The following is a 16048-nucleotide window of genomic DNA, read 5'->3' as shown; positions in this document are numbered from 1 at the left end:
TGAGTCTGAAGAGACAGAAGATGTTGAAGAGCCCGAAGAAGAAAATATCGAAGAGTTAAGTGATGTTTCAGAAGATCGAACTGAAAATTTTGTAGATCAAGCTGATATAGAAATTGAAAAAGAAGCTAAGTCAGACAAACCTAGAATCGAGAAAATTCATCTATACAGGGCTATACCAGTTCTGGTTATCAGCTCTCTCTTGATTCTTCTGTCACTCTACTTTATTACTCCTTTAGGTAGCCTTAAAAATATAGTAGTTACAGGAAATGAGCGTGTAACTCAAGATGAAATTATCAAAGCTACCCAAATTGATAGCCGAGATTACACTTTAACAACGTTTTTGAATCGTAATCAGTATGCTAACAACTTGAAAAAAGCGAATGCTTGGATCGAAAAGGCTGAAATTTCATATCAGTTCCCGATTACATTCAAGATTCAAGTCACAGAATTTAAGATTCTAGCCTATGAAGCTTCTACTGGAAATATCTATCCAGTCATCAGCAATGGAACTGTGATTAATCAACCAGTAAAGAAAGAAGCTTTGCCTGAAAATTACATGCGTCTTAATCTATCTGATAAAGCTAAGGTTAAGAAACTTATGCAAGAATTATCAGATGTACCGGATAGTATCAAAAATGAAATTCAAACTGTAGATTTGACTCCAAGTAAGGCTACAAAAGATTTATTAACTTTGACAATGAGAGATGAGCATAAGATTATTGTTCCTCTTTCAGATATTCATAAGAAATTACCATACTACAGTCGTGTACATCCATTGTTGACGGAACCTAGTATTGTGGATATGGAAGCGGGAATCTTTAGCTATTCTGCTAGTCTTGCGCAAAAAGAAGAACAAGAGAAAAACGAAAGTTCAGAAGAAACTGAGCAAAGTGAAACAGAGGCAGCACCGTCAGATGTTACTGATGAAACAAATAACTAAAGAAAACGAAGAAAAACTCTCCACTTTTGCTAATTTTGTGTTATAATAGGCAATGGATAACTGTATTTTTTAGAGTTGTCGATAAAGTAGGAAACTCGGATGATAGAGAGGAATGATGTAATGGCTAGAGACGGCTTCTTTACAGGATTAGATATAGGAACTAGCTCCATTAAAGTATTAGTGGCTGAGCACATCAATGATGAAATTAATGTAATTGGTGTTAGTAATGCCAAAAGTGCTGGTGTAAAAGACGGAATTATTGTAGATATAGAGGCAGCAGCTGCTGCTATTAAAACAGCAATTGCTCAAGCAGAAGAAAAAGCGGGGATTTCAATCAAAGTAGTTAATGTAGGCTTGCCTGCGAACTTACTACAAATTGAGCCTTCACAAGGAATGATTCCTGTTACAAATGATGCCAAAGAAATCACAGATATTGATGTAGAAAATGTTGTTCGGTCAGCTTTGACGAAGAGTATGACCCCTGATCGGGAAGTAATCACATTTATTCCAGAGGAATTCATCGTTGATGGTTTCCAAGGAATTCGCGATCCTCGCGGTATGATGGGGATTCGTTTAGAAATGCGTGGTTTGCTCTATACTGGTCCGCGTACTATTCTTCATAACTTACGTAAAACTGTGGAACGTGCAGGGGTTCAAATTGAAAACATTATTATTTCACCACTTGCAATGACAAAATCAGTTTTAAACGAAGGTGAACGTGAATTTGGCGCTACAGTCATCGATATGGGTGGAGGCCAAACAACAGTAGCTTCTGTTAGAAATCAAGAACTTCAATACACCAATATCTACCAAGAAGGTGGCGATTATGTCACAAAAGATATTTCTAAAGTTCTTAAGACTTCTCAAAAACTAGCTGAAAGTTTGAAGTTCAACTATGGTGAAGCTTATGTGCCAGCAGCTAGTCAAGAAACATTCCAAGTTGAAGTTATTGGTGAAGTTAATCCAGTTGAAGTAACAGAAAGTTACTTAGCTGAGATTATTTCAGCACGTTTGAAACATGTCTTTGAGCAAATTAAGCAGGATCTAGAAAGAAGACACTTGTTAGATTTGCCAGGTGGGATCGTGATCATCGGTGGTGGCGCTATCTTACCAGGTGTTGTGGAATTGGCTCAAGAAATTTTTGGAGTTCCAGTTAAACTTTATGTTCCAAATCAAATTGGAATTCGAAATCCAGCCTTTGCTCATGTGATTAGCTTGTCTGAATATGCTGGAAACTTGACGGATGTTGATGCTTTGGCTCAGGCAGCCGTTCAAGGTAATGAGATGTTGCGTCAGCAACCAAGCAATTTTGTACGTCCGCTCCAAACGCAGTCTATCAATCCTTCTCGAATTACTACAAATAGAGATCCACTACCTCAGGTAGAAGCTGAAACTAGAGTTGAACCTGCGATTGAAGTGGCGCAAAGCCAAGAACAAGAAACAAAGACAGAAAAATTAACAGATCGTGCCCGTAACTGGTTAGGCAATCTGTTTGATTAAAGGAAAGGGTTTAAATATGACATTTTCATTTGACACAGCTGCGGCTCAAGGCGCAATCATTAAAGTAATTGGTGTCGGCGGTGGCGGTGGTAACGCTATTAACCGTATGATTGACGAAGGTGTTGCTGGCGTTGAGTTTATCGCTGCCAATACGGATGTTCAAGCGCTGAGTAGTACAAAAGCAGAAACAGTTATCCAGCTTGGTCCAAAATTAACACGTGGACTTGGTGCTGGAGGACAGCCTGAAGTAGGTCGTAAAGCTGCTGAAGAGAGTGAAGAAGTATTGACAGAAGCTCTTTCAGGAGCAGATATGGTCTTCATTACGGCTGGTATGGGTGGGGGTTCCGGTACTGGAGCCGCTCCGGTTATTGCTCGTATTGCGAAAGGTTTGGGAGCTTTGACTGTTGCAGTTGTAACTCGCCCATTTGGTTTTGAAGGAAGCAAACGCGGTAATTTTGCAATTGAAGGAATCAATGAGCTTCGAGAGCATGTTGATACTTTGTTGATTATTTCAAATAATAACTTACTTGAGATTGTTGATAAGAAAACACCTCTTCTTGAGGCTTTGAGTGAAGCTGACAATGTTCTTCGCCAAGGTGTCCAAGGTATCACTGATTTGATTACTAGTCCTGGTCTGATTAATCTTGACTTCGCAGATGTTAAGACTGTTATGGCTGATAAGGGTAATGCCTTGATGGGTATCGGTATTGGTAGTGGCGAGGAGCGTGTGATTGAAGCTGCTCGTAAAGCAATTTACTCACCACTTCTTGAAACAACTATTGATGGTGCTGAAGACGTGATTGTCAACGTTACTGGTGGTCTGGATATGACATTGATTGAGGCTGAAGAGGCTTCTGAAATTGTAAATCAAGCTGCTGGACACGGAGTAAACATCTGGTTGGGTACTTCAATTGATGAAAGTATGCGTGATGAAATTCGCGTGACTGTGGTTGCCACAGGTGTTCGTCAGGATCGTGTTGAAAAAGTTAGCGGTATTCGTTCGCCAAAACGTTCACATAACGAGCCTGTTCGCGAAACTCGTAGTCATCATTCTTATGATAGAAATTTCGATTTGACTGAAACAGTTGAAATTCCAAAAACTACTCGTCAACAGCCAGAGAAAAAACAAACTTCAGCTTTCGGTGAGTGGGATTTGCGCCGTGACAATATTGTCCGTGAAACACAAGGTGGTTCTAAGCCAACTGTAGAAAGATATACAGATAGTTCATCTGATGACGATGAATTAGAAACACCTCCGTTTTTTAGAAATCGCTAAAAATGGATTTACAAAAAAATAAGGATCAAGTTTTTGCAGCAGTAGCGGAAGCTACCCGAAAGGCAAATCGTCCTGAAAATTCAGTAAGTATTGTAGCTGTCACCAAGTATGTTGACAGCTCTACTGCTAAAGAGCTGGTAAAAACAGGAGTAAAACATATTGGTGAAAACCGAGTAGATAAATTCCTAGAAAAATACCAGTATTTAAGGGACGAAGAGTTGACTTGGCATTTAATAGGGACGCTTCAGCGTAGAAAAGTTAAGGAAGTTATTAATTATGTTGATTATTTCCATGCTTTGGATTCCCTAAAACTAGCCGAGGAAATTGAAAAGCGAGCAGAACATACTATCAAATGCTTTTTGCAAGTCAATGTGTCTGGTGAAGAAAGCAAGCATGGTTTTGCGGTGAATGAGATAGAAGCTGTTTTACCTGCTTTAGAAAAACTTGAACATATCGAAATAGTGGGGATTATGACTATGGCTCCCATAGACGCTGGAGAAGAAGACTTAGAAAAAATATTCCAAGCGACCCACGAACTTCAGAAAAAATTTCAAAATAAACAAATAACTAATATGCCCTTTTCTGAGATCAGTATGGGAATGAGTCGAGATTTTGCAACTGCAATTGCTAACGGGTCAACATTTGTGAGAATAGGGACATCATTTTTTAAATAGGGAAGAACCATGTCATTAAAAGATAGATTCGATAAATTTATAGAATATTTTACAGAAGACGGAGATGACGTACAGGTTGCAGAATCTAGAGTCCAGCAACAAGCAGTAAAGCCATCTAATTCACGTCCTGCTCAGCAGGAACCGGTTAGAGATATTAAACAGCCTCGTTTAGTGTCTAGCTCGTCTCAACATGTGACTAATACACCGTCATCTAATGAGAATATTACACGTTTGCATGCTCGTCAACAAGAGTTGGCTCAAAACCATTCAGTTGCGACTTCAGAAAAAGTAACGATTGATGTTCGTTATCCTAAAAAATATGAAGATGCACCTGCAATTGTAGATTTGCTTCTCGCAAATGAAAGTGTTTTGATTGATTTCCAATATATGACAGAAGTGCAAGCGCGTCGCTGTATTGATTACTTGGATGGCGCTAAGCAAGTCCTGATGGGGAATCTCAGAAGAGTTTCTGGCACTATGTACCTCTTGACTCCAGTAAATGTCGTCGTGAATATCGAGGATATTAAATTGCCTGATGGCGTGCATAGTGAATTTGATTTTGACATGAAGCGCAGATAAGATGTTATTTATTATAAACTTTATCTTATTATCAGCGAGAATTCTTTCGCTGATTCTTGTTGCATATGCTCTTATGTCATGGTTTCCTGGTGCTTATCAGACGTCTCTAGGACAACTCGTTCTAAGAATTTCAGAATCTATCTTGAAACCTTTCCGTCGTCTACCACTTCAGTTTGCTGGTTTGGATTTGACAGTTTATGTTGCTGTACTTTGTATCCATTTCGGTAGCCAATGGCTTGTTCAGATTTTGCTCTCGGTACTTGCATGACAAGGGAACATAAAGAAATCTTTCAACACTATTCTGCGGAAGATCATGCTTTCCTAGATAAAAGTTTGGAATTGATTCAGCGCGTTGAGGATACTTACAGCTTAGAGGTTACTTCTTTTATTAATCCTCATCAGGCTAAAATTCTTGAAAGTCTTGCGAACAAATATCAATTACAAACTTTTGTCAGTAGTGACTATTTTCCTAGTGAATGGGTCAGGGTAATAATTGCACCTTCCTATTACCAATTAGATAAAGAAGATTTTGATTTGACCTTGCTTGAAATTGTCTATCCTAGTAAATTTCAGCAACTAACTCATTCTCAAATCTTTGGGACTTTGATGAACCGATTAGGATTGGATCGTCGAACTTTTGGTGATATTCTGGTGGAAAAGGATAGGGCTCAGGTTCTAGTAGATAAAAGGTTTACTCAATTTTTTATAGATCATATCTCTAAAATTGCTAAAACTCCTGTTAAACTAAAAGAAGTTGGCTTTGAGAGGCTTTTACGAGTGCAAGAGGCTCAGGTTTCTAAAGAGATTCTTGCTTCGAGTATGAGATTGGATAAATTGATTGCTAGTAGCTTTAAACTATCTCGGAATGATGCCTCCCAGTTGATTTTTGGGAAACACGTGAAAGTAAACTATTCTATTATTGATAATCCCAGTTATTTAGTTGGATTAAATGATTTGATTAGTGTCCGTAGATTTGGAAGATTTAAAATAGTAAAAGAAAATGGCTTCTCTAAGAATGGGAAGCATAAATTAACGATTCAAATACAATCTAGTAAATGAGGAAAAAATATGGCTCTTACATCATTAGAAATTAAAGATAAATCCTTTAGTACGAAATTTAGAGGTTACAATGTTGAGGAAGTAGACGAATTTCTTGATATTGTAGTTCGCGATTACGAGGACTTGGTTCGTGAAAATCATAATAAAGATGCACGCATTAAGAACTTAGAAGAGCGTTTAACTTATTTTGATGAGATGAAAGATTCTCTTAGTCAGTCTGTTTTAATAGCACAAGACACTGCTGAAAAGCTTAAACAGGCTTCTCAAGAAAGATCTGATAACATCATGCGTCAGGCTGATCAAGAAGCGCAACATCTTTTAGACCATGCTAAGTTCAAGGCAAACGAAATTTTACGCCAAGCAACTGATAACGCTAAAAAAGTTGCGATAGAAACAGAAGAGCTGAAAAATAAGGCTCGTGTCTTCCATCAACGTCTTAAGTCAACAATTGAAAGTCAATTGAGCATTGTTGATTCATCTGAATGGGAAGAAATTCTTCGCCCGACAGCAACTTATCTCCAAACAAGTGATGATGCATTCAAAGAAGTTATTCAAGAGGCACTTGGTCAAACAATGACGCCTTATGTAGATGACGAATCTGAAGTAACTCGTCAATTTTCACCAGAAGAGATGGCTGATTTACAGCAACGAATTGCTGAGTCAGATGGTGACTTGTCTGAGACAAGAGTTATGGAGGCTGTTCCAGAATTGACAGAAGAAAAAACTTCTGAACCTGTTGATATCCTATAAGAAAGAACTGTAAAAACACAAATTAACTAATATATTCCTAGCGAGCAAGTGGTGGTGTAAGACTTGCAATCCCTATTAGTTGATTTATCATTTTACAATATCGTATTTGAAATTAGTAAAATGCGACGTTTCTTCCACGTTACGGAAAAAGAGGGATAGAGATAGTTAGTGGCTATTTTCTATCTAAACAAAGGTGGTACCACGATTTTCGTCCTTTTTGCGAGTCGTGGTTTTTATTTTGTCATTTTAAATTAAAGGAGTAACAATGAAACTTAAAGAAACCCTTAATCTTGGGAAAACAGACTTTCCAATGCGTGCTGGTCTTCCAACTAAAGAGCCAGTTTGGCAAAAAGAATGGGAAGAAGCAAAACTTTACCAACGTCGTCAAGAATTGAACCAAGGAAAACCGCATTTCACCTTGCATGATGGACCTCCGTATGCAAACGGAAATATCCACGTTGGGCACGCGATGAACAAGATTTCTAAAGATATTATTGTTCGTTCTAAGTCTATGTCTGGATTTTACGCTCCTTATATCCCCGGTTGGGATACACATGGTCTGCCAATCGAGCAGGTATTGGCAAAACAAGGTGTTAAACGCAAAGAAATGGACTTGGTTGAGTACTTGAAACTTTGCCGTGAGTACGCTCTTTCCCAAGTAGATAAACAACGCGAAGACTTTAAACGTTTGGGTGTTTCTGGTGACTGGGAAAATCCTTATGTGACCTTGACGCCAGACTATGAAGCGGCTCAAATCCGTGTCTTCGGTGAAATGGCTAAAAAAGGTTATATCTACCGCGGTGCCAAGCCAGTTTACTGGTCATGGTCATCTGAGTCTGCCCTTGCAGAAGCGGAAATTGAGTACCATGATTTGCTTTCAACTTCCCTTTACTATGCTAATCGCGTCAAAGACGGAAAAGGTGTGCTAGATACAGATACCTATATCGTTGTCTGGACAACAACTCCATTTACCATCACAGCTTCTCGCGGTTTGACAGTTGGAGCAGATATTGATTATGTATTGGTACAACCAGCTGGTGAATCTCGTAAGTTTGTAGTTGCTGCAGAATTGTTGAATAGTTTGTCTGAGAAATTTGGTTGGGCTGATGTGCAAGTCTTGGCGACCTATCGTGGTCAAGAATTGAACCACATTGTGACAGTCCACCCATGGGATACAGCTGTAGATGAGTTGGTGATCCTTGGTGACCACGTTACGACTGACTCTGGTACTGGTATTGTCCATACAGCCCCTGGTTTTGGTGAGGACGACTACAATGTCGGTGTTGCCAATGGTCTTGAAGTTGCTGTAACAGTTAACGAACGCGGTATTATGATGGAAAATGCTGGTTCTGACTTTGCAGGTCAGTTCTACGACAAGGTGGTACCAACTGTTATCGAAAAACTGGGCGACCTTCTCCTTGCTCAAGAAGAAATCTCCCACTCATACCCATTTGACTGGCGTACGAAAAAACCAATCATCTGGCGTGCAGTGCCACAATGGTTTGCCTCAGTTTCAAAATTCCGCCAAGAAATCTTGGACGAAATTGAAAAAGTGAAATTCCACTCAGAATGGGGTAAAGTGCGTCTTTACAACATGATTCGTGACCGTGGTGACTGGGTAATCTCTCGTCAACGTGCTTGGGGAGTTCCTCTTCCTATCTTCTATGCAGAAGACGGAACGCCAATTATGACAGCTGAAACTATTGAGCACGTGGCTCAACTCTTTGAGGAACACGGTTCTATCATCTGGTGGGAACGTGAGGCTAAAGACCTCTTGCCAGAAGGATTTACCCATCCAGGTTCACCAAATGGTGAGTTCAAGAAAGAAACAGACATCATGGACGTATGGTTTGACTCAGGTTCGTCATGGAATGGAGTAGTGGTCAACCGTCCAGAACTCAAATACCCAGCTGACCTCTACCTTGAAGGTTCTGACCAATACCGTGGTTGGTTTAATTCATCACTCATCACATCCGTTGCCAACCATGGCGTAGCACCATACAAACAAATCTTGTCACAAGGTTTTGCCCTTGACGGTAAAGGTGAGAAGATGTCTAAATCTCTTGGAAATACCATTGCTCCAAGTGATGTTGAAAAACAATTTGGTGCGGAAATCTTGCGTCTCTGGGTAACAAGTGTGGACTCAAGCAACGACGTATGTATCTCTATGGATATCTTGAGCCAAGTCTCTGAAACTTACCGTAAGATTCGTAACACTCTTCGTTTCTTGATTGCTAATACATCTGACTTTAACCCAGCTGAGGACGCAGTAGCTTACGATGAGCTCCGTTCAGTTGATAAGTACATGACTGTTCGCTTTAATCAGCTTGTTAAGACTATTCGTGATGCCTATGCAGACTTTGAATTCTTGACAATCTACAAGGCCTTGGTGAACTTTATCAACGTTGACTTGTCAGCCTTCTACCTTGACTTCGCTAAAGACGTTGTTTACATTGAAGGTGCCAAATCACTCGAACGCCGTCAAATGCAGACTGTTTTCTATGATATTCTTGTGAAAATCACCAAACTCTTGACACCAATCCTGCCTCACACAGCGGAAGAAATCTGGTCATATCTTGAGTTTGAAGCAGAAGACTTTGTTCAATTGTCAGAATTGCCAGAAGCGGAAACTTTTGCTAATCAAGAAGAAATCTTGGATACATGGGCAGCCTTCATGGACTTCCGTGGACAGGCTCAAAAAGCCTTGGAAGAGGCACGTAATGCCAAAGTAATCGGTAAATCACTCGAAGCACACTTGACAGTTTACCCAAATGAAGTGGTGAAAACTCTTCTTGGAGCAGTGGACAGCAATGTGGCTCAACTTTTGATCGTGTCTGAATTGACCATCGCAGAAGGACCAGCTCCAGAAGGCTCAGTTAGCTTCGAAGACGTAACCTTTACAGTTGAACGCGCTACAGGTGAAGTTTGTGAACGTTGTCGTCGTATTGATCCAACTACTGCTGAACGTAGCTACCATGCAGTTATCTGTGACCACTGTGCAAGCATTGTAGAAGAAAACTTTGCAGATGCGGTCGCAGAAGGATTTGAGACAAAATAATTAATTTCTTAAAACAATAAAAATGGCTTTGCCCTTAAATGGCAAGCCGTTTTTATATAAACTAATTCTATTTTATATTGTTGGATATTGGAATAAAATTTATAGTTGCGTTTGCAACTATAATGTGATATGCTAGTTATAATCTAGGAGTGCTTATTTTAGACAGAATGTTTTGGAGCTGAAAGAGCTCAGAAGAGGTCAGTTGTTGCAGAGCCTGGCTAGCATAAGTATTTTCAAATCCAATTAGCTGGTCATAGAGTTTGAGAGCCTGGCTACTAGGATAGAGTTCTTTAAACTTCTTATTTCCTAACTTGGTTTTTTTGATAATAAGCCCTCGATCTTCCAATTTTTGTAAAGATCTGCTAAGGGTTGTTTTATCAATCTGGACCATTTCTGCTAGTTGGGATTGTGTCATCCCTTCATTCTCGACGATGCGAATCAGAAGTAGAAACAGATTATTGTCAAGCCCGTAGTTACTAGCTTCCTGATTCATTTTCATCATGGCCTGTCTGGAAATGAAACCCATTTGTCTGAAAAGTTGACGGTAATCCATAGGAACTCCTTTGTAGTTGCATTTGCATTTATTATACATTAAAAAGATAGAGGAAACAAGTATGTGGTTTAGGAAAAAATTAACAGAGCTGAATCCGATAGAATTTTATCAAGTCTTAAAACTGCGCATCGATACCTTTGTGGTGGAGCAGGAGCGAATCTACCATGAATTAGATGCGAAGGATCTAGAAGCAGTACACGTTTTTCATACTAATGAAGGTGGAGAAATTGACGCTTATGCTCGTGTCTTTGTAGAGGGTGAACATCTAGTCTTTGGTCGAGTTGTTACAGCCAAATCTAGTCGAGGAAAAGGCTTAGGAGGACAGCTTATCAGAGAAATTCTGAGTTTCTGTGCCGAAAAATGGCCAGGAAAGGAAATTAAAATTGAGGCACAAGAACAAGTTGTTGAACTCTATGAGAAATACGGCTTTGAGGCAGTTGGTCAGCCCTTTCTATTTGAGTCAACACCTCACCTTACCATGGTTTATAAGGCAGATTAAGTTGTTATAAAAGAATAAAAAAATAAGCTTAAGAGCTTATTTTAATGGAATTGAAATTTCAATGAGTTTGTCAGCGTAGATTGTTTGAATACCGGCAGTATCAATCGCTTTTGTATCTATTTTTCTTTTGAGGAAGAAATCACGAATTTTTTCAATTTCTTGTTCACGCACTGCACGGTGTGTATTTGCAATCAGTATTTCATAATGCTTGGGTGCTTGGGTAAAGACAACATCGGTATTACCAGCTGAGTAAGTCTCAACTAAAGTGGCATCAGTACTTTCAAGCTGACTTTGAATGAGAACCGCATGGCTATTAGTTGTATTGATAAGCTTCATAAGATCTCCTCCTGTATGATAATCTACTATTAATTATAACACTTATGCGATGAATTGTGAAATATCCTACGAAGTTAGACATGAAAAAATTGGCAGAATTATTTTGCTTGATGCTCCATTTTCCACATCTCTACGCCCCATTTATGGCTGCCTCTTTTTAGTTTTTCAATTGCTTCATCGATTGGAAACCAAGCAAGTTGATTGAAGTCTTCTAGTGGTTTTTGAGACTGCTCAAATGAAGTGATTTCGTAAATGTAAGCTGGATTGTAGAAGTATCGGTCTCGATGTCTTGAGTAAAAATATTCATCCGCTTGACCATAATATTTTCCAACTTTAGCGGTAAATCCCAATTCTTCTATTAATTCCCGCTCTAAGGCAGATAGGTGATCTTCACCTGCTTCAATTTCTCCTCCTGGAAGAAACCAAGCCCCATTAGGAGCCTGAACAAGGATGATCTTATCATTTTCTTGGCTAGGAATGACTGCGTAAACACCATATCGATTACTGTATTCAACGCCTTCTTTTTTTTGTCCAAATGTCGCTATTGCCATATTGAATCCTTCCCTTCTTTTACTAATATCATAAAGCAGAAAGCGCTGTCTGTCAAGGTTTACTGTATAGGAAAGTTAAAAAGAAAGTAGCCGAAATATCTTATTTTAATCTCTTACTTGAGATGTGTTACAATAGGTTTAAGGTAAGGAAGTGAAATTATGACAACTCATCGTTTATTTAGAATTTTATATTGTTTATTAGAAAAAGAGAGAGTCACTGCCCCAGAACTTGCTCAGAAAATGGAAGTATCAGTACGTACAATTTATCGAGATATAGACCGTCTAAGTGGAGCAGGTGTCCCAATATATTGCAACCCGGGAAAAGGTGGAGGAATTTTTCTAATGAACTCTTTCGTTTTAGATAAAAGCCTGTTATCAGAAGCAGAAAGAGAAGATGTACTCTTATCACTTCAGGGATTGGAGGCTTTAAAAGGTGAAAGCCAAGCTCTAGAGAAGTTAAAAAGTCTTTTTCAAGCGAGCACAGAAAATTGGATTCGTGTTGATTTTACAGATTGGCGAAATCAGAAATATCAAGCAGATCTTTTTGACATAATTAAACAAGCGATTTTCCAAAAATGCTTGATCAGTTTCCTCTATAGGGGTCAGGAGAAAGAAGAAACTCGAATGGTTGAGCCTCTGCAATTGCTCTTTAAAAGTCAGGCTTGGTATCTATATGGTTTTTGTAGGAAGAAGCAAGATTTTCGCCTTTTTAAACTAAGCAGAGTCAGTCAATGTCAGATATTGCCGGAAACATTTGAAAGAAAAACAGTCCAACTGGCCATCAATAAAGAGAAGGTGAAGGAAGAACTTGTTAGCCTTACATTAAAATTCGACAAAAGTCAGGCTTTTCGTGTCTATGAAGAATTTTCTGGTCAAATTAGACAGGACCCCGATGGCAATTTACTAGTAGAAACGGAATTTCCAAAACACAGTAGTTTGTATTCTTATCTTTTATCTTTTTTGGATAGTGTTGAGGTGTTAGAGCCACTTGAAGTTCGGCAAGAGCTTGCCCAAATTGTTAAAACTATTTCACAAAAATACAAAACCTGACAGATCCTGTCAGGTTTTTCTTGCTATACTATAGATAGAAAGAAGAAAGGAGTAAACATATGAAATACGAATGGAGAAAAGCAGAGAAAAGCTTATACGGTGTGAAGGCGAGTCCGAAAGTAGTTGATGTTCCTCAACAGTCCTTTATCATGCTTGATGGGACAGGGAATCCCAATCTTCCTGGTTTTGCAGAAGAAGTTTCAGCTCTCTATGCTTTGGCTTATGCCATAAAAATGGATTATAAAAAATCTCATGCCAATCAAGAAATTCAAGACTTTACGGTTTACCCTCTTGAGGGGATTTGGCTGCAAAAAGAGCAAGGAGAACTGGTCAAAGAAGAGTTGATTTATACCATTATGATTGCCCAGCCAAGTTTTATCAGTAAAGAAATGGTAGAAGAGGCGCTTGAGAAAGTTAAGGTAAAAAAACCAAATGCTCATTATGAAAAGATTCGTTTTGAGACTATCAAAGAAGGAAAATGTTTGACCATGCTTCACCTTGGTTCTTTTGATAGTGAACCCCTTTCTTTTGCAAAAATGGATGAATTTTGTAAAGAAAATTTCTTGAATAGAAGATCTCTTTTTCATAGAGAAATATACTTAAATAATCTTAACAGAACTTCTCCAGATAAGTTGAAAACGATCCTTCGCTACCAGGTAGAATAAAAGAAAACTCCAGCCTAAAATATTAGACTGGAGTTTTTTAATTCTCTATCATCAATCCGAGCTAGTGCTGATGTCACTTGTTTGATCAAGCTCAGCTTTCTGTTTGCCCTTGATTATAATCTTGCCATTGCTAGTCATGATTGCTTTTAAATCCTTATCTGTCGGATGTTCTAGGTAATAGTCCGTAATAGCATCTTCAATATGATCTTGAATAGTTCTACGGAGTGGTCGTGCCCCCATCTTAGGATCGTAGCCCAGATCAACCAATTTTTCTTTGACTTTAGTTGTAACATCTAGATGAATTTCGTTGCTAGCGAGTCGATTATTAACATCTTCCAGCATTAGATCCACAATCTGTAAGAGATTATCCTTGCTTAATGCCTTGAATTCAATGATACCATCAAATCGATTCATGAATTCTGGACTAAAGAAGTTACCTAACTCACCTAAGACAGAATTTGTCCGACCTTCTCGAGCAGCACCAAAGCCAACGCTAGCTTCCACTTTGCCAGTTCCTGCATTGGAAGTCATGATAATAATGGTATCTTTGAAGCTGACTGTCCTACCTTGACCATCAGTCAAACGTCCATCATCTAGGACTTGTAAGAACATATGCATGACATCTGGATGAGCTTTTTCCACCTCATCTAGGAGAATGAGTGAGTATGGATTACGACGAACACGTTCAGTCAACTGGCCTGCTTCTTCATAGCCAACGTAGCCTGGAGGTGCTCCCACAAGTTTGGCAACACTATGTTTTTCCATGTATTCACTCATATCAAAACGAATCATGCTATCGGCCGAGCCAAAAAGTTCGATGGCCAATTGTTTGGAAAGTTCAGTTTTTCCAACGCCTGTCGGTCCAACAAAAAGGAAACTTCCGATTGGCCGGTTTGGACTGCCTAATCCCACACGATTACGACGGATGGCTTTTGCAATCTTATCAACAGCATCATCCTGCCCAATGACATGAGACTTCAAATCACTGGCTAAATGAATAAGTTGAGACTGTTCTTTTTCCTTCAAGTCGCCAACTGGAATATTTGTTTTTTGCTCTACAATAGCCTCGATCTCCTTCTCACTGATGATAGGAGTATCTTGTTCATCTATTTTAGCAGTTTGCATTTCCTTATATTTGGCAATTTGGTCGCGGAAGTAGGCTGCTTTTTCGTAATCTTCATCGCGAGTGGCCTGTGTTTTCAGATTTTCAGCCTCTATCAAGCGTCTGTCAATTTCTTTTGGATCAACAAAATTGAGGGTTAGGTTCATCTTAGATCCTGATTCATCCAAAAGATCAATAGCTTTATCGGGAAGGAAACGGTCCTGAATATAACGATTGGATAGGATGGCAGCAGCTTCAATAGCTTCATCTGTGTAGCGAACATGGTGGTAATCTTCGTATTTCTTTTGAATTCCCTTTAGAATTGTGATCGTTTCTTCTACGGTTGGTTCATCTACCTTGACTGGTTGCATCCGTCTTTCTAAAGCTGCATCTTTTTCAATGATACGATATTCATTGAGAGTAGTAGCTCCGACCAGTTGAAGTTCACCTCGAGCAAGAGCAGGTTTGAGAATATTTCCGGCATCCATATTACCGTCGCCCGCAGAGCCAGCTCCAACAATTTCATGGATTTCATCAATAAAGAGAATGATATCATTGCGATTGCGAATCTCATCCATGAGTTTTTGCATTCGTTCTTCAAACTGTCCACGAATACCAGTTCCTTGAACAAGGCTCACAACATCAAGTCGAATGACCTCTTTTCCTTGCAGTTTTTGAGGAACGTCACTATCGACTATTTTCTGTGCCAAGCCCTCTACAACAGCAGTCTTGCCGACACCAGGTTCGCCAATAAGGACTGGATTATTCTTAGTTCGGCGATTGAGAATTTCTATAACACGACGAATTTCATCATCTCGTCCAATCACTGGATCAATATCACCACGTCGAGCAATTTCTGTAACGTTAATACCAAACTCTTCCAAAAGACCTTTTGGTTTATTGGAGGATGACTGAGGACGTTGGTTGTTAGAACCAGGACCATAGTTGCCCCCTCCGTAACTACCACCTGACTGAGTTGGAGGTGTAGAATCCTTTGGTCCTTGGAAATTCCCCAGATGATTAAAGAAATCATCAAAAGGATCCATATTATGATTATTCATGTTCGTCAGTCCACTCAAAAGAGAGTTATTTGGATCAGTTTTCATAATCTGATAGCAATTTTGGCAGAGGTCGACTTGTTGTTTTTTACCATTTACATTAGTGTATAAATGAATGGTAGATTCATTGATTTTACAGTTTTGACAAAGCATATTTTTACCTCTTTCTTGGTAAATTATAAAGAAAAATTATTTGGTCAAAAATAGTCAAACTTTATAATCTCATTATATCAGTATTCTCTATCTTTGCAAGAATAAAGAGTCAAAATCAGTATCTATTTTTCAAATTATTTGGTTTTGTCAAACAAATTTCGTTAAAAAATCACAAAATTTTAAACTTTTATTAGGTGTTCACTTTCTATTTATGGTAAAATAGAAACGATAAAGCAAATAGGAGT

The 16048-nt window shown here is 38.9% G+C and carries 16 protein-coding genes and 1 other annotated feature; of the genes, 12 read left to right on the top strand and 4 right to left on the bottom strand.

Going from position 1 to position 16048, the window contains the following annotated elements:
• The 9 genes from HMPREF2780_RS07720 to ileS all read left to right on the top strand — a co-directional run.
• Nucleotides 1–940, top strand: a 940-nt coding sequence (locus HMPREF2780_RS07720; protein ID WP_105026439.1) for a cell division protein FtsQ/DivIB, incomplete at its 5' end; no start/stop codon positions are given.
• Nucleotides 941–1060: 120 nt separating this feature from the next.
• Nucleotides 1061–2440 carry a cell division protein FtsA gene (gene ftsA, locus HMPREF2780_RS07715; protein ID WP_045773857.1) on the top strand — a complete coding sequence of 460 codons (1380 nt, stop codon included), beginning with the start codon at nucleotides 1061–1063 and terminating at the stop codon, nucleotides 2438–2440.
• 16 nt (nucleotides 2441–2456) lie between these two features.
• Nucleotides 2457–3716 (top strand): cell division protein FtsZ, encoded by a 1260-nt coding sequence (ftsZ, locus tag HMPREF2780_RS07710; protein ID WP_045773856.1) that lies wholly within the window; start codon nucleotides 2457–2459, stop codon nucleotides 3714–3716.
• 2 nt (nucleotides 3717–3718) lie between these two features.
• A complete protein-coding gene (locus HMPREF2780_RS07705) occupies nucleotides 3719–4390 on the top strand; it encodes a YggS family pyridoxal phosphate-dependent enzyme (protein WP_045773855.1) in 672 nt (223 codons plus the stop codon).
• Between the two features lie 9 nt (nucleotides 4391–4399).
• Nucleotides 4400–4969, top strand: coding sequence for a cell division protein SepF (locus tag HMPREF2780_RS07700; protein ID WP_008809103.1), 570 nt, complete (start codon nucleotides 4400–4402; stop codon nucleotides 4967–4969).
• 1 nt (nucleotide 4970) lies between these two features.
• A complete protein-coding gene (locus tag HMPREF2780_RS07695) occupies nucleotides 4971–5237 on the top strand; it encodes a YggT family protein (RefSeq protein WP_012000152.1) in 267 nt (88 codons plus the stop codon).
• Nucleotides 5234–6028, top strand: coding sequence for a YlmH family RNA-binding protein (locus tag HMPREF2780_RS07690; protein WP_105026438.1), 795 nt, complete (start codon nucleotides 5234–5236; stop codon nucleotides 6026–6028). Before HMPREF2780_RS07695 ends, HMPREF2780_RS07690 begins: the two co-directional genes overlap by 4 nt.
• Nucleotides 6029–6037: 9 nt before the next feature.
• Nucleotides 6038–6778: a DivIVA domain-containing protein gene (locus HMPREF2780_RS07685; RefSeq protein WP_012000154.1), complete on the top strand. Its 741-nt coding sequence runs from the start codon at nucleotides 6038–6040 to the stop codon at nucleotides 6776–6778.
• Nucleotides 6777–6997: a binding site (T-box leader), on the top strand. (Overlaps the previous gene by 2 nt.)
• A 46-nt stretch (nucleotides 6998–7043) precedes the next feature.
• Complete coding sequence (ileS, locus tag HMPREF2780_RS07680; protein WP_105026437.1) at nucleotides 7044–9836, top strand: isoleucine--tRNA ligase; 2793 nt, start codon at nucleotides 7044–7046, stop codon at nucleotides 9834–9836.
• Nucleotides 9837–9972: 136 nt separating this feature from the next.
• Here ileS and HMPREF2780_RS07675 read toward each other — a convergent pair whose 3' ends face one another.
• Nucleotides 9973–10428, bottom strand: a complete 456-nt coding sequence (locus tag HMPREF2780_RS07675; RefSeq protein WP_061600181.1) for a MarR family winged helix-turn-helix transcriptional regulator — start codon at nucleotides 10426–10428, stop codon at nucleotides 9973–9975.
• Nucleotides 10429–10450: 22 nt separating this feature from the next.
• On the opposite strand from HMPREF2780_RS07675, the gene HMPREF2780_RS07670 reads away from it, so the two are divergent.
• Nucleotides 10451–10888 (top strand): GNAT family N-acetyltransferase, encoded by a 438-nt coding sequence (locus HMPREF2780_RS07670; protein WP_061600179.1) that lies wholly within the window; start codon nucleotides 10451–10453, stop codon nucleotides 10886–10888.
• Between the two features lie 36 nt (nucleotides 10889–10924).
• On the opposite strand, the gene HMPREF2780_RS07665 is transcribed toward HMPREF2780_RS07670, so the two are convergent.
• Nucleotides 10925–11224: a DUF1827 family protein gene (locus tag HMPREF2780_RS07665; RefSeq protein WP_008809096.1), complete on the bottom strand. Its 300-nt coding sequence runs from the start codon at nucleotides 11222–11224 to the stop codon at nucleotides 10925–10927.
• Between the two features lie 98 nt (nucleotides 11225–11322).
• Nucleotides 11323–11775, bottom strand: a complete 453-nt coding sequence (locus HMPREF2780_RS07660; protein WP_105026436.1) for an NUDIX hydrolase — start codon at nucleotides 11773–11775, stop codon at nucleotides 11323–11325.
• A 159-nt stretch (nucleotides 11776–11934) separates the two neighbouring features.
• On the opposite strand from HMPREF2780_RS07660, the gene HMPREF2780_RS07655 reads away from it, so the two are divergent.
• On the top strand, nucleotides 11935–12825 hold the full coding sequence (locus tag HMPREF2780_RS07655; protein ID WP_045501909.1) for a helix-turn-helix transcriptional regulator: 891 nt from the start codon (nucleotides 11935–11937) through the stop codon (nucleotides 12823–12825).
• A gap of 59 nt (nucleotides 12826–12884) precedes the next feature.
• Nucleotides 12885–13490: a GyrI-like domain-containing protein gene (locus HMPREF2780_RS07650; protein ID WP_045773847.1), complete on the top strand. Its 606-nt coding sequence runs from the start codon at nucleotides 12885–12887 to the stop codon at nucleotides 13488–13490.
• 51 nt (nucleotides 13491–13541) lie between these two features.
• Here the strand turns inward: HMPREF2780_RS07650 and HMPREF2780_RS07645 are convergent, their stop codons facing one another.
• Nucleotides 13542–15803 (bottom strand): ATP-dependent Clp protease ATP-binding subunit, encoded by a 2262-nt coding sequence (locus HMPREF2780_RS07645; RefSeq protein WP_105026435.1) that lies wholly within the window; start codon nucleotides 15801–15803, stop codon nucleotides 13542–13544.
• Between the last annotated feature and the right edge of the window lie 245 nt (nucleotides 15804–16048).

This window comes from Streptococcus sp. HMSC062B01, assembly GCF_001811085.1.
GTDB classification, from domain to species: Bacteria; Bacillota; Bacilli; order Lactobacillales; family Streptococcaceae; genus Streptococcus; species Streptococcus gordonii.
The sequence above is the reverse complement of the archived record's forward strand: the minus strand, read 5'-3'. Positions and strand labels throughout refer to the sequence as shown.